This window comes from Acetobacter conturbans (assembly GCF_011516755.1).
GTDB lineage: Bacteria > Pseudomonadota > Alphaproteobacteria > Acetobacterales > Acetobacteraceae > Acetobacter > Acetobacter conturbans.
Window position 1 is genome coordinate 1 of the sequence record NZ_WOSY01000031.1, and the last position, 19,252, is coordinate 19,252.

The following is a 19,252-nucleotide window of genomic DNA, read 5'->3' on the forward strand; positions in this document are numbered from 1 at the left end:
CGTCGACAGTGTCGAAAGTGGTAGGCTCGCCAGATTGCGACCTTGGTTGACCAGCATCTGCGCCTGATTGGCCAGTGACGTGATCTGGTTGTCGATCTGCTGGAGCGTGCGCGCCGCGATCAGCACGTTCTCGACATGGTTCGCGCCATCATACACCGCCCATTGGGCATGGGCGGATTGAGAAGCAGAAACCGTAAAAGCAACGACCATAACGGCAGGAATCAGACGATATCTCACGGCACCTCCCCTTCCCGCACAAGATCAGCCGCCCACATGACATCACGCGCCTCGAACCAGGCGGGCAGGAACCCAACCCGCCCGTGCTCCGCCAGCACCCGATCGATCAGCCTGTGGTCGTCCTTGCCGGAGGCCGCGCACAGCGCCAGGGCGACAGGGCCGAGCCCCAGTTCGAACAGCCGGTTCCCCCGCTGGGTCTGGCAGTAATATTCCCGCTTGGATGCCGCGCGGGCGATGATGGCGATCTGCCGGTCATTCAGCCCGAAGTCGCGATAGATGGCCGCGATCTGTGGCTCGATCGCCCGTTCGTTGGGCAGGAAGATCCGGGTCGGGCAGCTTTCCACCACGGCAGGCGCAATGCGGGAATTGGCGATATCGGACAGCGACTGGGTGGCGAAAATCACCGATGCGTTCTTCTTGCGCAGCGTCTTTAGCCACTCTCGGAGCTGGCCGGCAAAGTCCCCGTCATCCAGCACCAGCCAGCCTTCGTCGATGACCAGCAGCGTCGGCCTCCCGTCCAGTCGCCCTTCGATGCGGTGGAACAGGTACGACAGAACGAATGATGCCGCGCTGGAGCCGATCAGCCCTTCGGTCTCGAACACCACGACATCGGCGTCACCCAGACGTTCGGCGTCTGCATCGAGCAGGCGGCCATAAGGACCACCGAGGCAGTATGGGGCCAGAGCCTGCTTCAAAGCGTTGGATTGAAGCAGTGCTACCAGCCCGGACAATGTACGTTCCGGCACAGGCGACGATGCCAGGGAATTCAGCGCCGACCAGAGGTGAGACTTCACCTCGGGGGTCAGCGTTACCCCTTCACCGACAAGGATCTGCCCCAGCCATTCACTGGCCCATTTGCGCTCGTCGGGATCGTCAATCTGTGCCAGCGGCTGAAGGGAAACGGCGGAATGCCCATCGCCCTCGTCCGTCAGCCCGCCTCCAAGATCGTGCCAGTCCCCGTCCATCGCCATCGTCGCCGCACGCATGGACCCGCCGAAATCGAAGGCAAAAATCTGCGATCCCGCATAACGCCGGAACTGGAGCGCCATCAGCGCTAGCAGGACAGATTTGCCAGCTCCTGTCGGTCCTGCGATCAGCGTGTGGCCGACATCGCCGACATGGAGCGAGAAACGAAACGGTGTAGCGCCCGCCGTCCTGCCGTAGAAAAGAGGCGGGGCGTTGAAGTGGGTGTCGCGCTCCGGTCCAGCCCACACCGCTGACAGCGGAATCATATGCGCCAGGTTCAACGTCGAGACGGGTGGCTGGCGCACATTGGCATAGATATGGCCGGGAAGAGAGCCGAGCCATGCCTCCACGGCGTTGAGGCTTTCCGCCATGCAAGTGAAGTCGCGGCCCTGGATGATCTTTTCGACCAAACGGAGTTTTTCTGTAGCGATGGAAGCGGAACCATCCCAGACCGTTACCGTGGCGGTGATGTAGGCCTGCCCGACGTCATCAGCACCGAGGGACTGCAAGGCAAGGTCCGCATCCGCTGCCTTGTTGGCGGCGTCGTTATCCACCAGAACCGACGCCTCGTTGGTCATCACCTCCCGAACAATCGCCGTAATGCTCTTGCGCTTTGCGAACCACTGGCGACGGATTTTTATCAGCACTTTCGTCGCATCCGTCTTGTCCAGCAGGATCGCGCGGGTGGACCAGCGATAGGGCATCGCCAGCCGGTTCAGGTCATCCAGGATTCCGGGAAAGGTCCGCGACGGGAAACCGGTGATCGTCAGCGTTTTCAGGAAGGCATCGCCGAGTTTTGGCTCCAACCCGCCCGAAAGCGGCTGATCGACCAGCAGCGCGTCAAGATGCATAGGGATTTCCGGCACCCGGACACGCTGGTTCCGCGTCGAAATGGTCGAATGTAAATAGGTCAGCGTCTCACCGTCATTGAGCCAGGTGGCCTCGGGCATGAAACCGTCCAGCAACGCCAGCATCCGGTCGGAGCGATCCACGAACGCATGGAGCATGCCGTGTGGGTCCGGCCCTTCGCGCTCCCTGCCCTCGAACAGGAACCGGGCAGCGCGATCAGATGATTCCGCCGGTGGCAGCCAGACAAGGGTCAGAAAATACCGGCTCACGAAATGTGCGCCCTCATCCTCGAACTGCTCACGCCGTTCCAGATCGACCATGTGCGAGGCGGCATCCGGAAAATCGCTCTCGGGATAGAGTGTGGCCGGGACGCGCTGCGCCTCGACGAACACCGCCCATCCGGAGCCCAGACGGCGGAGATTACTGTTGAGCCGTGCGGTGACACCGACCAGTTCGGCGGGCGTGGCGCTGTCCATATCGGGGCCACGGATGCGCGCCGTGCGCTGGAAACTGCCGTCCTTGTTCAGGACCACACCCTTTTCGACCAGCGCGGCCCAGGGCAGGAAATCAGATAGAAGGGCACTGCGATTACGGTACTCGCCAAGGGACATCATGGCCGATCTCCCCTATGCCCGCAGCCAGGCGGGATAGCGGAGATGCCGCCGCCCGACCTCGATGAACAGCGGATCGCGTTTCGCGCCCCAGAGCGCCAGCCCGTGGCCGACGATCCAGAAGGCGGCCCCGATCAGCCAGAGACGCAGGCCGAGTGTTATGGCCGCCGCCAGCGTGCCATTGGCGATGGCCACGGCACGGGGAGCGCCACCCAACAGGATCGGGTCGGTCAGGGAGCGATGCACCGGGACATGAAAGCCCGGCACCGCGTCATCGTCGTATCCCGCCATCAGATCAGCGCCCCGCCCGAGAAGGAGAAGAACGACAGGAAGAAGCTGGACGCCGCAAAAGCGATCGACAGGCCGAAGACGATCTGGATCAGGCGGCGGAACCCACCCGATGTTTCCCCGAACGCCAGGGTCAGACCCGTGACCGTGATGATGATCACCGAGATAATCTTGGCGACCGGTCCCTGCACGGATTGCAGGATCTCGTTCAGGGGCGTTTCCCACGGCATGTCCGACCCGGACGCCAGGGCCGAGGAACACCATGCGACCGAAAGCAGCAACATGGCGGAAATGGCGGGCGCGTGCCGACGCACGCGGATTATGGCATGGGTCATTGGGAATCTCCCGAATTCTGGAAGGGATGAATGCGATAGGCGCCGGTGGCGGGATCGAGCCCGTCCACGGTGGCGAGTTCGGAGAGCCGGCGGGCATTGCCTCGCCCGGACAGGACAGCGATCACGTCGATGGTGTCCGCGATCATGGCGCGTGGCACCGTTACCACCGCTTCCTGGATCAGTTGTTCGAGACGGTAGAGAGCGGCGAGCACTGATCCCGCATGCAGCGTACCGATGCCGCCCGGATGGCCGGTGCCCCATGCCTTGACCAGATCAAGGGCTTCGGCACCACGCACCTCACCGATGGGAATACGGTCGGGACGCAGGCGCAGACCGGACCGGACGAGATCCGACAGCGTGATGACCCCTTCGCGGGTCCGCAGGGCAATGAGATTGGGCGCCATGCATTGCAACTCGCGCGTGTCCTCGATCAGGACGACGCGATCGCCGGTTTTCGCGACCTCGGCCAGCAGGGCGTTGACCAGCGTGGTCTTGCCCGTGGATGTGCCGCCTGCGACCAGGATGTTCTTCCGTTCCGAAACAGCGCGGCGCAGAGACACCGCCAGCCCTTCTGTCATGATCCCGGCGGCGACATAGTCATCGAGGGTGAACACCGCGACGGCGGGCTTGCGGATCGCGAAACTGGGGGCCGTCACCACGGGCGGCAGCAATCCCTCGAACCGTTCGCCGGTTGGCAACTCGGCCGAGACACGGGGCGCACCCTCATGCACCTCAGCCCCGACGTGGTGTGCAACCAGACGCACGATGCGCTCGGCGTCGGCAGGTGTGATGGTTTCGCCCGTGTTGGCCATGCCCTCTGACAGCCGATCGATCCACAGCCGCCCATCGGGATTAAGCATGACCTCGACCACAGAGGGATCGGCAAGGTGCCGGGCAATCGCCGGCCCCATCGCTGTGCGCAGCATGGACACGCCGCGCACTCTGGCCCCTTCATGGATGACGGAAACCGACATGACCTTCCCCCGTATGGGCCGCACGCGACGGACGAACAGCGACGGGGATCATTAAGAAAGGCTGGAAACAGCGCGTTTCAACAAGAATTCAGAGGTCGTAGAACGGCGGCGAAACACAGGGCAAAAATACTTGCGGGGTGCGGATTTTACGCCTCCGGTTCATCCCGTGCGCCGGGGTCCAAAACATCCTCCGGGATTTCCTGCTGGAGTCTTGGCCCCTGGGCCAGCCTACGGCCGAGGGCGGCGACAAAATTATCGTAGCGCACCCCGGCCTGCGCGCGCGCCGCCTTCGCGGCCGGTTCGGGCAGCGGCGGGGTCGTGGTCAGCCAGAAACGGATGAACAGCGCTAGTGTCTCCACCGTGATGCCGATATCGCGCTCCAGCCGCGCGAGACGTCGGTCCTGCCGGTCGAGGCGCTTCGATGTAGCAGCCTCGCGGCGCTCTTCCCCGTCGGGCGAGAGGAAGGAAGCAACGGCGGCCTCGACGATCAGCGACATCGGCTGCGCGCGTCGCGCGGCATAGGCAGACAGGGTCTTCATCACATCGGGATCGAGATAGACGGAGATCTGGGCCTTCTTTTTCGGTATCGCCATGTCTGCCTCACAGTCCAAGCTCATCGCCACGGTCGAGCGACGCCTGCCGGGCGATGCCGCGCCTGAGATCGTTCATCCGGTTGTTGCGGGGCGCGATGTCGTCGAACTCATCGACCGGATCGGGCGTGAACTCGTTCTCCATCGGCTCCTTTTTCTCGACAGTGCCTTCGTCCAGTTCGGGCTGATGGCGTCGGGCGGACTGCTTCGGGTCTTCTTCCTCATCGTCCCCTGTCCGCGTTTCGGCCGCCGCATCGGGTGCCGGCGGCCTGGGCGGCAGGGGACGGCTACTCCAGTCGTCCGGGCACCCATCCTTCGGGGGCGTAGGCTTTGGCGGCGGCAGAATGCGTTCCTGGAAGCGCGCATCCTCGAAGTAACGGGCCTTCTTCGCACGGATCGGATAGAGGCCGGAGGCCATGACGATCTCATCCGCTGGCGGGAGCTGCATGACTTCTCCCGCCGTCAGCAGCGGGCGTGCCGTCTCCGAGCGCGAAACCATCAGATGGCCCAGCCAGGGCGAAAGACGGTGGCCCGCGTAGTTCTTCATCGCCTTCATCTCGGTGGCGGTCCCGAGCGCGTCGGAGACACGTTTTGCCGTCCGTTCGTCGTTGGTGGCGAAGCTCACCCGGACATGACAGTTGTCGAGGATCGAATTGTTCGGCCCGTAGGCCCGCTCGATCTGGTTGAGGGACTGGGCGATCAGGAAGCTCTTGATCCGGTAGCCCGCCATGAAGGCCAGCGCCGATTCAAAGAAATCCAGCCGCCCGAGGGCCGGGAATTCGTCGAGCATCAGCAGCACACGTCGCCGCCGCGCCGCGGCATCAAGGTCTTCCGTCAGGCGCCGGCCGATCTGGTTCAGCACCAGACGGATCAGTGGCTTGGTGCGGCTGATGTCCGACGGCGGCACGGTCAGGTAGAGCGTCACCGGGCGATCGGCGCCGACAATGTCGGCGATGCGCCATTCGCAGCGCCGCGTCACTTCCGCGACCACTGGATCGCGATAGAGGCCGAGGAAGGACATGGCGGTGGACAGCACACCCGAGCGCTCGTTGGGGGATTTGTTCAGCAACTCGCGCGCGGCCGAGGCCACGACGGGATGCGGACCGGCGTCACCGAGATGCTTCGTCCGCATCATCGCTGACAGCGTGGTGGCGATGGGGCGCTTCGGGTCCGACAGGAAATTGGCGACACCGGCCAGGGTCTTGTCGGGCTCGGCGTAGAGGACGTGCAGGATGGCGCCGACCAGCAGGGAGTGCGAAGTCTTCTCCCAATGGTTGCGCTTCTCCAGGCTGCCCTCCGGGTCGACGAGGATATCGGCGACGTTCTGGGCATCACGGACTTCCCACTCCCCACGCCGGATCTCCAGCAACGGGTTGTAGGCCGCGGAGGCTGCATTGGTTGGATCGAACAGCACGACGTGGCCGAAACGGGCGCGGAATCCCGCCGTCAGTTCCCAGTTCTCACCCTTGATGTCGTGGACGATGGCCGAACCGGGCCAGGTCAGGAGCGTGGGGATGACCATGCCGACACCCTTGCCGCTGCGCGTTGGTGCAAAGGTCAGGACGTGCTCTGGCCCGTCATGCCGCAGGTACTCTCGACGATAGCGGCCTAGTACCACGCCGTCGGGGTCAAGCAAACCGGCCTGGGCGATCTCCTTGGCGTCAGCCCAACGGGCCGAGCCATATGTCTCGATCCGCTTCGCCTCGCGCGCCCGCCAGACCGAGAGGCCGATCGCAGTAAGCGCAGCCAGGATGCCGCCCGACGCGGCGATATAGGCACCCCGTGCGAAGACCTCCGGCGCATAGGCGTCATACGCATACCACCACCAGAAGAACGCGGGCGGCAAGTAGAATGGAAACCGCAGGATTATGAACCAGGGTCGCCCGAGTTCGGCCTGGAAGGCCAGCTTCCAAGCGATCCATTCGGTCGCAGCCCACATGGTCAGCAGGATGATCGCCAAGACGACGATGATCTGCCCCCAAAGAATCTTGGTGCCCGACATCGGGAGCCCTCCCTTTTAGAGGAGGAAGGAACGGCGGATTCCTGCGTTCAAGTGCTTTTAAGCGTTGTTCGCAGCCGGGCAAACCAGAGCGAAAAAATACTTGCGCTGTGCGGACAAGGTCCGCCCAGCCGATCCTGGGACACACCGGTAGCAGGCGATTCGGACATAGGGCTGAGCTTCAAAAGCACGGTGACGGCAATGACAATGAGGAATGGACGATCGGCAGCGCAGCCTGCCTTCGGATGGAAAATATGTGAAAAATCATAGTATTATTGCACAAAGAGACTTTTCATTTCTCTGGGAAAGAATAACAGAGTGCTGTGCCTTGTGAAGGCCGTGTTGGCCGGCGCCTGAAATGCTGCGACTTCATTAACCAATACTCTGTTGGTTTCCAAAATTCTTGTTGAATTGACGGATATACATCGCGAAGGTGCTGTGCGCACGTGTGCTTACGGAGGGTGACACGGGGATATCCCATGTGTTATTCTGAAATCGGCGTGTCGAAACGCTTTTTGCAACTGGGCGGCCTCCTATGTCGGGTGGCCTGCCGAATAGAACACCCGGACCTATGGTCCTGCGGTGAACAGCCTTGGCTGTTCTCAGCAGGGGAATAGGCAGGAGGTGGCTACGCCCAGTGCAAAACACCTTTCGACCCGCCCGACGCCAGGCGGGTAACGGGGAGTCACGCCCTCAATTCGCTTCCGTCGTCGTCATGTCGTGCGAGGCGGAGAGCGGATTGGCGATAGAAAAAGATGACGAAATTTCCAATGCGTGTTGTGCGTCAGACATGGCAGACGCCTTGATCCGTTCCTTCGGATGGAGTGGAGCGTGGAACAAAGCTCATGCGCATGTGTTGCGATGTGTTGAGGCGGGTCATAGAGACAGCGCGCAATTCTGGATGAATGTACGAAATATCGTGGATCACCTCACGACGTTGGGGCCGCAGGACCGTGACTTAATTCACTGAACGGTCATAGAAAGTATTCGGAGATGGACATCGATTCTGAGGATCAGATAGTCAAATTCTGGATAAAACAGCATCTTCGCGCGCGGTTTGGCAGCATGTAACCATCCGGCGAGAGACGCGGGCGTATTCAGGCGGCGATGGTATTGTGGACCTGCTGGTGGGCTTTCCAGTGCCAGGGCAGGAGTTCATGGAGGCGTGGATTGGGAATGTCATTGATCCGTGCCAGGACATCGGCGAGCCATGCCTGGGGATCGACATCGTTCAGGCGCGCGGTGACGATCAGGGAATACATGGCGGCGGCGCGCTCTCCGCCACGATCGGACCCGGCGAACAACCAGGCTTTCCTGCCCAGGGCGATGCCGCGTAGGGCGCGTTCTGCTGCATTGTTCGTCAGACAGATACGGCCATCTGTGAGGAATCGTGTGAATGTATCGGCACGCCGTAGAAAATAGTTCATGGCGTGGGCAACGGGATTTTTGGTCGACATGCGCCGGCAACACTCCCGCATCCAGTTGAACAGATCCTCGACCAGAGGCACGATGTTTGTTTGACGGACTGCCAGCCGGTGTTCCGAGGGCGTACCGTTGATGGCGCGCTCTGCTTCGAATATGGCGTCGATCCGGCGTACTGCCTCTATGGCGAGGGGCGCCTTGTCCTTCTCGGCGATTTTAAACAGTCCCCTGCGTCCATGCGCCCAGCACCCGGCTGAGATCACTGGCGCGGGCTGGCGTCCCGGTTTCGCCAGAGTGTTATAACCCGCATAGGCGTCTGACTGCACAATGCCGGTCCAGCCAGTGAGATGGTCCGTGGGATGTTCGCCCTTGCGGTCCCGGGAATACCGGAACCAGACGGCTGGCGGTGCTGGCCCACCAAATGGACCATCATCACGCACGTAATTCCACAATCGTCCGGTGACTGTCCGGCCTTTCGCCAGAACCGGCACGGTGGTGTCATCCGCGTGCAGGCGTTGTGCCGCCAGCACATGCGCCCGGATCAGCGTAGTCAGGGGGGCCAGCGTCGCGGTGCAGGCTCCCACCCAGTCGGCCAGCGTTGATGTGTCGAGATCGATCCCTTCGCGGGCAAAGGCATCGCTCTGGCGGTTCAGCGGCAGATGCTGCAGGAACTTGTCGCACAGGATGGTCGACAGCAGCCATGGGCCGGCGCGTCCGCGCGCGATCGGATGGAAGGGGGCGGGTGGCTGGGTGATGCTCTCGCAGTCCCGGCAGGTGAACTTCTCCCGCACCGTCTGTATGACCTTGAACTGGCGCGGGATCACCTCCAGCGTCTCGGTGACGCTCTCCCCCAGTTTGCTCAGACGATCGCTGCCACAGCACGGACACTGTGTCGGTGCGGGGATGACGACCCGCTCGCGCGGCAGATCGGCACGCAGGGGCTGGCGCCCCCGGTTGTTCCTGGGTGCTGTCGCGCAGACAGCGGGATCCGCCGCATTTTCGGGCGCGTCCTCGGCGAGCGTCGTCTCCAGCTCTTCCAGTTCGAGTTCGAGCTGGGCCAGCAGGCGGCGCCCCCGCTCCGACGAGGCGCCGAAACGGTCCTGGCGCATCCGCGCGATAAGATGTTTGAGATGGGCAATCTGCGCTTCGGCGCTGGCCGCGCGCGCTTCTGCATCAGTGGCCCGGGTTTCGGCAGTAGATGCCCGGAGTTCGGCGACCTGGGCACGCGCCTCGGCAGCGGAAAGTGCTGCGCGCAAGGCGATGATGTCGTCCGTGTCTCCCGTCATGACGACAGTTGATCACATGGGCGCTCAAAAGAGTACCAGTATATGCTGACCTGGCGCAGGTTTTATTATCCCGCCAGTTCAGGTCTCCATGTTTTCTGCGGATTACGTCAATCCACCCCCTCGAGCAGGCAAGTCAGTTGTGATGGGGAGAGATGAATCGCTCCGTCCTTTGCCGAAGGCCAGACGAAATGCCCGCGCTCGATCCGCTTCGCATATAAGGAAAGGCCGATCCCATCGTGCCAGATCAGTTTCACCAGGTCGCCGCGTCGGCCCCTGAAGGCATAGACGTCACCCGCGAAAGGGTCACGACCCAGTGCTTCCTGGACCTTCAACGCCAGCCCGGGCATCCCGAGGCGCATATCGGTCACGCCAGCCGCCAGCCATATCCTCAGCGTGGAAGGAAGCGGGATCATGATCGTAGTGCGCCCACAATCTCACGCAGACGATCAGCGGACAGCCCTGTGTCGAACTCCAGCCGCACACCGTCCGGAAAGACCAGGCTGACGGCTTGGCCGGACAGCGTTCCCTGTTCTCTCCGACGCTCCGATGGCTGCGGCTCGGGGGCCGGGGCCACCATGACAGGTATGAACGATGTCCCGCCTTTGGCCCGAGCCTCTCGCCGCCAGCGAAACACCAGACTTGGATGGATCCCATACTGTGCAGCCACCTCCCTTATGGGGCGCCGGCTCTCGTAGGACGCGATGACCACTCGCGCGCGAAATTCAGGGGCGTGCCAGCGGCGGCGATCCGAAACGATCTCGATCCGCGAGGCGTCCGCCAGCCTGTCTCGCTCGTCGGTCTCTCTACCGCTCCTTTGGAGCCTCTCTGCAGTATTACCTGCGACACTCGCAGGTAGTACCGCGTCCCTATCTCTTAAATCGCTCATGCTTCATAGCTGAACCAGACCAGAAATATTCAGCAAGGCGTCAGTCGCCGGGAGCTTACGTGGAACCTGCGCAGAGTCACTTGGGGTTTTACGGATGGCTCCGCGCGGCCAATGCGGCCGTGCAGCGCAAGACCCACGGCACGCGGATGTTACTGAACTTCGCTCATGCGGGGACGTTACGTGTGGGCTATGACGGGCATGAACATCCTTACGACGTGGTGGAAGCGTTTCAGCTCCACACCGAGACCGCGTGAGGGAGCGATCGAGATGACCGATGCTCCCCCGATCATGCGCCGTAAGATCGGGCGCCATGTTGTCGAGACCTGTGCGCTACCCGATGGCACCGTGCTGCTTCGGACGCCCGAAATCTACCCGGTCAACGCGCGTGACTGGCGCGAACCGTATCCGGACATCAAGACAGCGCTTGCGGATTTTGCCGCGCGCACTGCCATTCCGAAGATCAACCGCACGCGCCTGGCGCAGTTGCGCCGCCACGGTTTTGCGGGGGATGTCTGTGGCAAGGAGATGATTACCCGTCTTGATCCCTGGACGGGTGCCACGACACTGAGCGAGTACGAACTAGTGGAGGAGACGGCAGGGGCCTGAGCTTCGTGTCTGGGTGAATCACATTATTTACATTTAAATATTCCTGGTCATCGCGGTGTCCGGAATTAAAGTCTCTCGAGAAAATACAAAAAGTCGCTTAAGGTTATTGCTCGGTTTTTCCTGTAGTGGCATCGACCTTAAGTAGAGGATGAATATAACTGTCTATCTGCTGCGGCGACGCGTAGGCTTTGTAACGGACATTGAAATTGTCGGCATTTTGGGTTGAACCGTAAATAGAGTTCAGACCAGGTTTTTTTTCAAATACTACGGCGTTGTCGTCGAGGCTTAACAGATGGGTGCCAGCGAGAAACCGGGCATAGGTTTCTGGACTGATACCGACTTTTTTTGCCATAATTTTGACTGCGTCGTCATGTGTTGCAGGGTTCTGAATATAAGCGACAATTCGTCCCCAAATCTGTACCAATGTACGCCAATCGTTTTCATGAATTCTTAAACTAACGGGATCTACTGCGAGCGAATCATAGATAAGACCTGGAGCATCATGGGACGTGAAAATGGGATGAGAACCCGAAACCATTCTGAGCGCTTGTCCAGCGTTAGGCTGCCAGACTCCAATAGCAGCCACGGTGCCGGTGGCCAGAACCTGAGGGGTTTCATTTGTAGTCGTGCGGACTATATTCACATCTTCTTCACTCAAGCCATTTTTTTGCAACGCGGTTAAGAGTAGCAAATGGTCCACTAGCCCGGTTTCGACTGCGATCTTCTTGCCCTTCAAATCTGCTACGTTCGAGATATCGCGAGTGGCAACAATCATGTCGTTACCATCTGAATAGTCGTTCAGCATCACGATCACGCTTTTGCGGCCGTTCGCACCTGTCGACAGGACGTCTCCGTTGGTGGCGCTAATCGCGTCTAACTTTCCGGCGATGTAGGCGTCCAGCATGGCTCCGTAGTCAAACCATTCGAACGTGATATCGAGCTTTTTCTCCTCAAGCCAGTGCTTCTCAATGGCGATTTGCCAAGCAACGCTGCCCGGCCAGTCGCTATAACCAACGTGTAAGGACTCAGCGCGCGCTAAAGGTGGCAGCGTTAGTGTGGCAAGAGCCGCAGCGATAAAAATGCGTTTGCATTTGGTGTAGAGTGTCATGAGCTTTATCCTTGGCATGTGATTAGACATGTTCGACTGGGTACGATTGCAAAACTGCAATTAAATCGTTCGAAGTGCCGACAGTGCCAAAGAGCGTTGAAGGGTCGCGTATGATGTCGATTGCAGCTGTCTTGAGTTCTGGTGTCACGGCGGCTGTCGCGTCTTCCAGCAAGAGATTGTCGAAACCGCGATCGGCGGCTTCGCGCATAGACGTATGCACGCAGCATTCAGTGGTTACGCCGACGAAGATGAGATTTTTAATGCCGCGGTGGCGTAGAATATGCTCCATTTCGGTAGCATAAAAACATCCACTACCGACCTTATCGATAATAACATCCTCCGGATGCGGTCGTAATTCTGGAATGATTTCGTGACCCGGTTCGCCTCGCGTCAATACTCTGCCTAAAGCAGTCGATTCACCTACGGCGGCCCCGTTGTAAGCTAGACGGGTCCGATAGGTTTTCACGGCGGTCAAATCTGATCCGTTGGAGCGATGACCTTCGCGCGTGTAGATAATTGTCATCTTGTGTGCACGGGCAGCGTCAAGAATGCGGATAATGGGAGCAATAGGTTCACGCATGAGTGGTAAAGCGTCTGTGAAACTTGCGACCCATCCGCCTTCGGTACAGAAATCGAGTTGCATGTCGATGACGACAATTGCAGTTTCCGACGGTTTTAGCGTGCCCTGAAAGGGAAAGGGATAGCCCGTAGCTGGTACTTGCAGTGACATATCACGGGAACCTCTTTCTGAGTGTCTTACTGTCTTTGTTTCGATCCCGGAAAAATAAGTCGAGCGTACCATATCGCGAAGACGGAAAAATGGGATAGGCTCTATATTGTCACAGTATAATGACACGGGATCAGTATGGAATGGCAGATGAGTCTTCTCTCGTAGATCGACAGGCTGTGCAGCGTTTTGTAAAAAATATCGACTGGAACGCATTTTATCAGTTTCATCAAATTGTCGAGGCTGGCAGCATCAGTGCGGCAGCTAGACAGCTCAACGTTCATCAGCCGGGCCTGAGCCTCGCTCTCAAGCGGTTCGAGGAACAACTCGGCGTGAAACTGTGTCGACGGTCTCCTCAGGGAATTGAGGTAACACCAGCCGGCCGTGCTGTTTGGGAGCTTATAAATAACGCTTTTGATATCATTAGGATGGTACCGCACGCAGCTATACGTGCAGCCAACAAGGTCGATGGCACGTTGCGACTGGGCATGATTTCAAACATCGTCTCGCCTGCGCTGGATACGGCGCTGTCGGCCTTCACACAGGCACATCCAGATGTAAAATTGAGTATCGATGTCTTAGTGTCTGACCGAAAATGAGTTGAGTGATTTCAGCGGGTTATGATTCATGGGTTTGCGATAACCTGATGAGATCAAGATGGCCTGGACTGAAATCACCCGAGCGCAGTATCAAAGGGACGACCTGGAATATGCAAGCGACCTGCGCGATGCGGAGTGGGCGCTGATTGCGCCGCTGATGCCCGAGAAGAAACGGCTGGGCAGACCACGACGTACGGATTTGCGCCGGGTCATGGAGGCGATCCTCTATATCGTCACGACCGGCTGTCAATGGCGGCAGTTACCTCGGCACTTTCCGGCCTTCACGACCGTACAGGGCTATTTCTACCGTTGGATCCGCGAGGGAAGATGGGAAGCCATGAACCATATTCTCGTGATCCTGTCGCGTGAGCAGGACGGGCGAGACGCCACGCCTTCAGTGGGCATTATTGACAGCCAGTCGGTTAAAACCGCTGAAAATGGCGGCCCCCGCGGTTATGACGCGGGCAAGAAGATCAAGGGACGCAAGCGACATATCGCGACCGACACGCTGGGTCATGTCGTGGCGGCTGTTGTACATCCCGCCGACATTCAGGATCGTGATGGTGCGCCGCTGGTAGCGACCAGAATACGCTCATTGTTTCCCTGGCTTCGCCATCTGATCGGTGACGGGGGATATGCTGGCGAGAAGTTGCGTGGTACGCTGGCTGAACTCGGCCGATGGACGATCGAGATCGTCAAACGTAGCGATCGGGCCGAAGGCTTCGTCGTCTTGCCCAAACGCTGGATCGTGGAGCGTAGCTTTGCATGGCTCGGACGTTGCCGTCGCCTCACGAAGGATGTCGAGACAACAATCTCGTCATCCTGCGCATGGTTGATGATTGCCCATATCCGCAGAGTTCTGCGAAAAATCAATCAAACCGCTTTCTGATTCAGGCTCTTAACCTGGCAAGAAGTTCTGGATGCGGTAATTGCGGGTGACTGTGATATTGGTCTGACGTACGAAAGCGATTCAGTTCCTACGTTACATTATGAGCCAATTGTATGGGAGAGTCAGCAGCTTTATTGTGGCCGAAATCATCGATTGTTCGGGAAGACCGTTGGAAATCCAGCTTTATTGTCTCGACAACGATTTGTCTTGGCTCAAGGCGATGAACCAAAAGATGTCGAGCGATTTCGTCTGCATTACGCTTTGGGACGACATGTTGGAGCCCGAGCCGATGATCTAAGTGAGGCGATGAGGCTGATCCAGCTCGGTGTAGGAGTTGGTTTTCTACCGACCATTGTCGCCGACACTGCTGGCGATAAATTGTGGCCTCTTTTACCAGCGTCCTTATTACCAAGTTATTTTGTTTATATGATTAGTTTAGAGGTATCGCTACTCTCAACGCCGGCTCAGCTTTTTCACGAAGAAATGCGCCAGTCTATGCGAGAGCATACTACTTTTCGGTGAAGTCACTGCAGCAAGGTATAAGACAGCAATATTTTAAATATGACATTTAGCCTATAAGCTGGTTATCGGAAAAATATAATAATCGCGATTATTTCGCGGTTATTGATCTTTTTTTAAAAGAATAAAATTCGTAACGAGATGATTACAGTCCCGCAGTGAAATATGGACCGGCAAATCGGTACGTTCCGCGTGATGGAGCGGGTTCTGGCTTCTGCGGCGTCGGGAAGAGCGGGAGAGAGAGAAACAGGAAGCAGGATAAAGCAGGGAAGGGAGCGACCAGAAGCGTCCGTCCGCGTCAAGCGGTGGCTCCGCACCGCGCTTACGCGCGCTTTGCGGTGCCGGCGCAGGCGCCGCGCGTGACCCGGCCAGCCGCTCCCGGCCTGCGGGGAAGCATTCAGAGAGGAGAATGTTTCCATGGCATACGCGGCCTCATCCACACGTCCCCGTAGCGTTACCTTCCGCAGGCCCACACGCTGGATCTGCACATCCGAGCCGGTGCAGTGTCACCGTTGCGGGATGGAATGGGAGCATGGCGATCCGGCGCTGACACTGCCCTGCGCGGGCTGTGGCGCGGACGCGGGCGAGCCGTGCCAGCGCCGCTCGGGCGGCAATGAAACCGTGTGCATCAAGCGGGATCGGGCCGCCGAGGCGGCCGGACTGCTGCGCCCGTGCGAGCGTCTGACATGGGACGGACGGCACACCAAGCCGCTACGCCTGTCGGGCGTGCCTCTGCCGCACATGCTGCCAGTGCTGACCGGTGCGCCCGTGAGCCGGGTGCTGTGAACGGGCCGGATCTGGCGAGCTATGACCACATCATCGTCGCCTGTTCCTTCGGCAAGGACTCCCTGGCCTGCACGCTGCATCTTCTCGAATGCGGTGTGCCGCCCGAGCGCATCGAATGGTGGCACCATCTGGTCGATGACGAGGCCGACGTGTTCGACTGGCCGCACGTCCCCGATTACGGCCGCCATCTTGTCGACGCTCTGGGCGTAAAACTGTATTTCTCGGCCCGTCAGGGCGGGATCGTGCGCGAGATGCTGCGCGAGGACGCGCCAACCGCGCCGGTCTGGTTCGACACGCCCGAGGGGCGCGTGACGATGGGCGGACACGGCCCATGCAACACGCGCCGACGCTTTCCCCAGGTCTCGGCGAACCTGTCGGTGCGCTGGTGCTCGCCCTACGCCAAGATCATGGTCGCCGACACGGCACTACGTAATCAGGCGCGGTTTCACCACGCGCGCACACTGTTCGTGACCGGTGAGCGGGCCGCTGAATCCGCCAACCGCGCCCGCTATGCGGCCTTCGAGCCGCACCGCTCGGATCTGCGGGACGGACGCGCGCGGCGTCATGTCGATCACTACCGGCCGGTGCATGGCTGGAGCGAGGCCGTGGTGTGGGAATGCCTGCGCCGCCACGGGGTGATCGCACCTCTGCCCTATCGGCTGGGTTTCGGGCGGCTGTCGTGCCTGACGTGCATTTTCATGTCGGCCAACCAGGCGGCGACGCTGCGCTACATGGATGGCCAACGCTTTGCCCGGCTTTGCGCGTGGGAGCGCGCGTTCGGCTGCACGATCCGCCGCGACCGCGATCTGTCGGCGCTTGCCGATACGGGCGAGGTGTTCGCACCTGTGCTGGCGAGGCCGGATCTAGTGCGTCGCGCGCTCTCGCGCCGCTGGCGCGGACCGGTGCTCTGCGCTCCCTCACACTGGCAGATGCCTGCGGGCGCGTTCGGTGAGAATGCCGGACCGGTGTGACAGTTTCTGACACACCTTGCATCGCCGCTGCCGATTTTTCGGAAAAACGCCGCACAGTCGCACGAACAGAGCGGAGTGTGTGGCGCTAACCCTTCATTACCACGCTCACAGGAGCCTGTCATGTCCGATACCGCTACGGTCGTTTCTCTTCCGGTTGCCCGTCAGCCGCGCAATGTGCGGCGCGTGCTCGATCTGAGCACGGCGCATCTGGATCGCGGCGACACGCTGGAGTTTGAGGAATACCTCGTCACCAAGGGACAGAACGGCTCCATGCCCTGCCTGTCCGGCCCCTATGGCTGGCTCGTCTCGGTGCCCGACGAGTTGGAGAGTATCCACGACGACGCCTCGCCGGGGCTCTACGCCATCCTTGCCTACGCGAAGGAAGCCGGATGTGACTGGGTGCTGTTCGACCGCGACGGCGACATCGACGATCGGTTTCCGGTGCAGTGGCAGGACTGAGGGATAAGAAAAAGGCTGAAAGGGAGGAGAAGAAAGCAAAACGGAAGAAGGCCGCACCAGGGTAAGCGTCCGGATGTCACATGCTTGAAAATAGCTTGCGGCACGTTCAAAAAATAAACTTATCTGGGGAGACATTTCAAAACTGGCAACGCAGGAAAGTTCTTTTGAAGTAAGTGCATCTACGTTGTTTTTATGCGGACTTGTCTTGTATTGGTTCGAGTCTGCGGACCAAAGGCAGCCCTACACCGACTTGACCGAAACAACCAATCTGCCAGCATTCAGATGGTAATCACCATCCGAATGCTGGCCTTACTGAGCACAACCGATATTCAGGTGTGCGAAGAGTATCGTCTAAAAATGACAGTTCGACATATTCAGCCGTCTACGGGGAAGTTGTTTTTATGCACTCTGACTTCCGTCTACACTTTTGTCAGTCGGTGAAGAAAACAGCTTTGCAATCAGTTCTTCTTCACTTTTTCTGTCGCTCGTGTTGGAAACAGTTTGCGTGCTCTGCGCCGTAGTGCTGCCGGAAGCTGTATAAAGGGTGAGGCTTGACGAGGATGATGTCAGATCGGTCTCAAGGTCTCCGTTGACCGTTATCGCTCCTTTGATTTGGGAGGCTGCCTTTCCATCGATTTCTGTACTTGCACTGATGGGAACATACCGATTGCCTTCAGGTATCAGAACGATTGGTCCGTCCGACTTGTAAACAGAAGATGTTGTCGTTGATGACGTGTCCAGTATGGTCGCGGCGCCGTTCGCGTTGGCGGACGTGATCGACGTGCTTGACGTCGATGTCGCCGTGGCTGTGGGTTTTATCAAACCAAGTTCGGCTGAAAATCTGGTCGAGATTAAGTCGCTTGAAAGATCAATATTCATTACACGGCTCCAGTGAATGCCCTAGTATCTTACGTAACTTAGGACGGCTTTCTGCACTCCAATCATTTTTTAGATCAAAAATATATAATAGGTTAATTTCACTAACTTCACTTGATCAATTTTCAAATATATCAAATTCAAATTGACCTAAAGATTCTCATAAAATGGAAATAATGATGTGTTAAATATTTTGAGTGTTATTGGAGAAATGTAGCATGTCTGTTGAACATACATATGTTGAAAGTGGAAATTTCTTAAACCCAGACCTTCCTTTAGGTCCAAGTCTTGGCACTACCAGTCTCGATATGACGATGGTAAATGCCAATGGATATTCGGGTAACATTGTCTTAGGCTCAGGACCCATTGATTTGATTGCGGAAATCTGATTCAGGCTCTGTGAGGAGACTGAAGATGAGCGACCTGTTTTGGCTAACGGACGAACAGATGGACCGTCTGCGGCCCTTTTTCCCGAAGAGCCATGGCAAACCGCGCGTTGATGACCGCCGCGTGCTGAGCGGCATCATTTTTGTGAACCGCAATGGTATGCGCTGGCGTGATGCGCCCCGGGAATACGGTCCGCACAAGACGCTCTACAACCGCTGGAAGCGTTGGGGCGCCATGGGTATTTTCATGCGGATGATGGATGGACTGTCTGCCGCGAAGGCTGAGCCCCAGACCATTATGATTGACGCGACCTATCTCAAGGCACACCGCACGGCTTCGAGCCTGCGGCTAAAAAAGGGGATCCAGGGCGACTGATCGGACGGACAAAAGGTGGCATGAACACGAAGCTGCATGCGATCACCGATCAGAACGGACGACCGCTGAGCTTCTTCATGACAGCAGGACAGATCAGTGATTATACCGGTGCCGCTGCCCTGCTGGACAGTCTTCCTGCTGCACAATGGATGCTGGGAGACCGGGGTTATGACGCCGACTGGTTCAGGGACGCCCTGGAAGAGAAAGGGATAAAACCCTGCATTCCAGGACGGAGATCCCGCGGAAAACCTGTCAAATACGACAGGCGGAAATACAAACGCCGTAACCGCATCGAGATCATGTTCGGAAGGCTCAAGGACTGGCGGCGGGTCGCAACACGCTACGACAGATGCCCGACCGTCTTCTTCTCAGCTATCTGTCTCGCCGCAACCGTCATGTTCTGGCTATGAGTATCCGTCTTGGTCAAGTGTGGCGTGGTTCCCATAACCTGTCATTGCGTAACAGGACATTCGCCAGAATGACGAGACGCCGCATGAGAGCGGTCAG

The 19,252-nt window shown here is 58.8% G+C and carries 21 protein-coding genes and 2 pseudogenes; 10 read left to right on the plus strand and 13 right to left on the minus strand.

All coding sequences use genetic code 11. The annotated features are described in order from the left end of the window. The 10 genes and pseudogenes from GOB81_RS16075 to tnpA all read right to left on the minus strand — a co-directional run. A pseudogene (locus GOB81_RS16075) lies at positions 1-210 on the minus strand (P-type conjugative transfer protein TrbJ); the annotation flags it as partial. A gap of 23 nt (positions 211-233) precedes the next feature. Beyond that, complete coding sequence (trbE, locus tag GOB81_RS16080; protein ID WP_173571313.1) at positions 234-2,666, minus strand: conjugal transfer protein TrbE; 2,433 nt, start codon at positions 2,664-2,666, stop codon at positions 234-236. 12 nt (positions 2,667-2,678) lie between these two features. Further along, positions 2,679-2,954, minus strand: coding sequence for a VirB3 family type IV secretion system protein (locus GOB81_RS16085; protein ID WP_110912912.1), 276 nt, complete (start codon positions 2,952-2,954; stop codon positions 2,679-2,681). After that, positions 2,954-3,286, minus strand: a complete 333-nt coding sequence (locus GOB81_RS16090) for a TrbC/VirB2 family protein (protein ID WP_035444205.1) — start codon at positions 3,284-3,286, stop codon at positions 2,954-2,956. The genes GOB81_RS16085 and GOB81_RS16090 overlap by 1 nt, the downstream gene beginning before the upstream one ends. Continuing rightward, positions 3,283-4,212, minus strand: a complete 930-nt coding sequence (gene trbB / locus GOB81_RS16095) for a P-type conjugative transfer ATPase TrbB (protein ID WP_031241578.1) — start codon at positions 4,210-4,212, stop codon at positions 3,283-3,285. Before trbB ends, GOB81_RS16090 begins: the two co-directional genes overlap by 4 nt. Before the next feature lie 194 nt (positions 4,213-4,406). Next, the gene (locus GOB81_RS16100; protein ID WP_023979799.1) at positions 4,407-4,853 is read right to left on the minus strand and encodes a hypothetical protein; all 447 of its coding nucleotides are present in this window, start codon (positions 4,851-4,853) and stop codon (positions 4,407-4,409) included. 7 nt (positions 4,854-4,860) lie between these two features. After that, positions 4,861-6,852, minus strand: coding sequence for a conjugal transfer protein TraG (locus GOB81_RS16105; RefSeq protein WP_146892499.1), 1,992 nt, complete (start codon positions 6,850-6,852; stop codon positions 4,861-4,863). Between the two features lie 1,094 nt (positions 6,853-7,946). Further along, positions 7,947-9,557, minus strand: coding sequence for an IS66 family transposase (tnpC, locus tag GOB81_RS16110; protein ID WP_173571314.1), 1,611 nt, complete (start codon positions 9,555-9,557; stop codon positions 7,947-7,949). A 107-nt stretch (positions 9,558-9,664) separates the two neighbouring features. Continuing rightward, on the minus strand, positions 9,665-9,970 hold the full coding sequence (gene tnpB / locus GOB81_RS16115; protein ID WP_173571315.1) for an IS66 family insertion sequence element accessory protein TnpB: 306 nt from the start codon (positions 9,968-9,970) through the stop codon (positions 9,665-9,667). Further along, a complete protein-coding gene (tnpA, locus tag GOB81_RS16120; RefSeq protein ID WP_173571316.1) occupies positions 9,967-10,443 on the minus strand; it encodes an IS66-like element accessory protein TnpA in 477 nt (158 codons plus the stop codon). The genes tnpB and tnpA overlap by 4 nt, the downstream gene beginning before the upstream one ends. 59 nt (positions 10,444-10,502) lie before the next feature. Here tnpA and GOB81_RS16125 point away from each other — a divergent pair, with 59 nt between their 5' ends. Together GOB81_RS16125 and GOB81_RS16130 are read left to right on the plus strand one after the other, a co-directional pair. Further along, positions 10,503-10,697: a hypothetical protein gene (locus GOB81_RS16125; protein WP_173571317.1), complete on the plus strand. Its 195-nt coding sequence runs from the start codon at positions 10,503-10,505 to the stop codon at positions 10,695-10,697. A 13-nt stretch (positions 10,698-10,710) separates the two neighbouring features. Further along, positions 10,711-11,049, plus strand: a complete 339-nt coding sequence (locus tag GOB81_RS16130; RefSeq protein WP_173571318.1) for a hypothetical protein — start codon at positions 10,711-10,713, stop codon at positions 11,047-11,049. 103 nt (positions 11,050-11,152) lie between these two features. On the opposite strand, the gene GOB81_RS16135 is transcribed toward GOB81_RS16130, so the two are convergent. Beyond that, a complete protein-coding gene (locus GOB81_RS16135; protein ID WP_173571319.1) occupies positions 11,153-12,157 on the minus strand; it encodes an ABC transporter substrate-binding protein in 1,005 nt (334 codons plus the stop codon). Between the two features lie 22 nt (positions 12,158-12,179). Next, positions 12,180-12,887: a cysteine hydrolase family protein gene (locus GOB81_RS16140; protein ID WP_173571320.1), complete on the minus strand. Its 708-nt coding sequence runs from the start codon at positions 12,885-12,887 to the stop codon at positions 12,180-12,182. 140 nt (positions 12,888-13,027) lie between these two features. Between GOB81_RS16140 and GOB81_RS16145 the strand changes: the two genes are divergently transcribed. The 6 genes and pseudogenes from GOB81_RS16145 to GOB81_RS16170 all read left to right on the plus strand — a co-directional run bounded on the left by GOB81_RS16145 (position 13,028) and on the right by GOB81_RS16170 (position 17,107). Continuing rightward, on the plus strand, positions 13,028-13,483 hold the full coding sequence (locus tag GOB81_RS16145; RefSeq protein ID WP_173571321.1) for a LysR family transcriptional regulator: 456 nt from the start codon (positions 13,028-13,030) through the stop codon (positions 13,481-13,483). 58 nt (positions 13,484-13,541) lie between these two features. Further along, positions 13,542-14,372, plus strand: coding sequence for an IS5 family transposase (locus tag GOB81_RS16150; RefSeq protein WP_070323562.1), 831 nt, complete (start codon positions 13,542-13,544; stop codon positions 14,370-14,372). 21 nt (positions 14,373-14,393) lie between these two features. Next, a pseudogene (locus GOB81_RS18065) lies at positions 14,394-14,894 on the plus strand (LysR family transcriptional regulator substrate-binding protein); the annotation flags it as partial. A 414-nt stretch (positions 14,895-15,308) separates the two neighbouring features. After that, the gene (locus tag GOB81_RS16160; RefSeq protein ID WP_173571322.1) at positions 15,309-15,677 is read left to right on the plus strand and encodes a hypothetical protein; all 369 of its coding nucleotides are present in this window, start codon (positions 15,309-15,311) and stop codon (positions 15,675-15,677) included. After that, positions 15,563-16,648: an adenine nucleotide alpha hydrolase family protein gene (locus tag GOB81_RS16165; RefSeq protein WP_338421383.1), complete on the plus strand. Its 1,086-nt coding sequence runs from the start codon at positions 15,563-15,565 to the stop codon at positions 16,646-16,648. Before GOB81_RS16160 ends, GOB81_RS16165 begins: the two co-directional genes overlap by 115 nt. A 120-nt stretch (positions 16,649-16,768) precedes the next feature. After that, positions 16,769-17,107, plus strand: coding sequence for a DUF5983 family protein (locus GOB81_RS16170; RefSeq protein WP_173571323.1), 339 nt, complete (start codon positions 16,769-16,771; stop codon positions 17,105-17,107). Positions 17,108-17,506: 399 nt separating this feature from the next. Here GOB81_RS16170 and GOB81_RS16175 read toward each other — a convergent pair whose 3' ends face one another. Further along, positions 17,507-17,986, minus strand: a complete 480-nt coding sequence (locus GOB81_RS16175) for a hypothetical protein (RefSeq protein ID WP_173571324.1) — start codon at positions 17,984-17,986, stop codon at positions 17,507-17,509. Positions 17,987-18,201: 215 nt separating this feature from the next. Between GOB81_RS16175 and GOB81_RS16180 the strand changes: the two genes are divergently transcribed. After that, positions 18,202-18,372: a hypothetical protein gene (locus GOB81_RS16180; RefSeq protein WP_173571325.1), complete on the plus strand. Its 171-nt coding sequence runs from the start codon at positions 18,202-18,204 to the stop codon at positions 18,370-18,372. A gap of 25 nt (positions 18,373-18,397) precedes the next feature. Then, positions 18,398-19,155 (plus strand): IS5 family transposase gene (locus tag GOB81_RS16185; protein WP_173571326.1). Its coding sequence is split into 2 segments (ribosomal slippage): positions 18,398-18,719 and positions 18,719-19,155, totalling 759 coding nucleotides; the frame shifts between segments, so codons are not numbered across the junction. The last annotated feature ends 97 nt before the right edge of the window (positions 19,156-19,252 follow it).

What these genes read in the sequence shown, in the direction of transcription:
- GOB81_RS16130 (WP_173571318.1), top strand. Translation starts at nt 10,711, where the DNA reads ATGACCGATGCTCCCCCGATCATGCGCCGTAAGATCGGGCGCCATGTT.
- GOB81_RS16085 (WP_110912912.1), bottom strand. Translation starts at nt 2,954, where the DNA reads ATGGCGGGATACGACGATGACGCGGTGCCGGGCTTTCATGTCCCGGTG.
- tnpB (WP_173571315.1), bottom strand. Translation starts at nt 9,970, where the DNA reads ATGATCCCGCTTCCTTCCACGCTGAGGATATGGCTGGCGGCTGGCGTG.
- GOB81_RS16175 (WP_173571324.1), bottom strand. Translation starts at nt 17,986, where the DNA reads ATGAATATTGATCTTTCAAGCGACTTAATCTCGACCAGATTTTCAGCC.
- GOB81_RS16180 (WP_173571325.1), top strand. Translation starts at nt 18,202, where the DNA reads ATGTCTGTTGAACATACATATGTTGAAAGTGGAAATTTCTTAAACCCA.
- GOB81_RS16135 (WP_173571319.1), bottom strand. Translation starts at nt 12,157, where the DNA reads ATGACACTCTACACCAAATGCAAACGCATTTTTATCGCTGCGGCTCTT.
- trbB (WP_031241578.1), bottom strand. Translation starts at nt 4,212, where the DNA reads ATGCTGCGCACAGCGATGGGGCCGGCGATTGCCCGGCACCTTGCCGAT.
- GOB81_RS16100 (WP_023979799.1), bottom strand. Translation starts at nt 4,853, where the DNA reads ATGGCGATACCGAAAAAGAAGGCCCAGATCTCCGTCTATCTCGATCCC.
- GOB81_RS16150 (WP_070323562.1), top strand. Translation starts at nt 13,542, where the DNA reads ATGGCCTGGACTGAAATCACCCGAGCGCAGTATCAAAGGGACGACCTG.
- tnpA (WP_173571316.1), bottom strand. Translation starts at nt 10,443, where the DNA reads ATGAGCGATTTAAGAGATAGGGACGCGGTACTACCTGCGAGTGTCGCA.
- GOB81_RS16140 (WP_173571320.1), bottom strand. Translation starts at nt 12,887, where the DNA reads ATGTCACTGCAAGTACCAGCTACGGGCTATCCCTTTCCCTTTCAGGGC.
- trbE (WP_173571313.1), bottom strand. Translation starts at nt 2,666, where the DNA reads ATGATGTCCCTTGGCGAGTACCGTAATCGCAGTGCCCTTCTATCTGAT.
- GOB81_RS16145 (WP_173571321.1), top strand. Translation starts at nt 13,028, where the DNA reads ATGGCAGATGAGTCTTCTCTCGTAGATCGACAGGCTGTGCAGCGTTTT.
- GOB81_RS16090 (WP_035444205.1), bottom strand. Translation starts at nt 3,286, where the DNA reads ATGACCCATGCCATAATCCGCGTGCGTCGGCACGCGCCCGCCATTTCC.
- GOB81_RS16170 (WP_173571323.1), top strand. Translation starts at nt 16,769, where the DNA reads ATGTCCGATACCGCTACGGTCGTTTCTCTTCCGGTTGCCCGTCAGCCG.
- tnpC (WP_173571314.1), bottom strand. Translation starts at nt 9,557, where the DNA reads ATGACGGGAGACACGGACGACATCATCGCCTTGCGCGCAGCACTTTCC.
- GOB81_RS16160 (WP_173571322.1), top strand. Translation starts at nt 15,309, where the DNA reads ATGGCATACGCGGCCTCATCCACACGTCCCCGTAGCGTTACCTTCCGC.
- GOB81_RS16105 (WP_146892499.1), bottom strand. Translation starts at nt 6,852, where the DNA reads ATGTCGGGCACCAAGATTCTTTGGGGGCAGATCATCGTCGTCTTGGCG.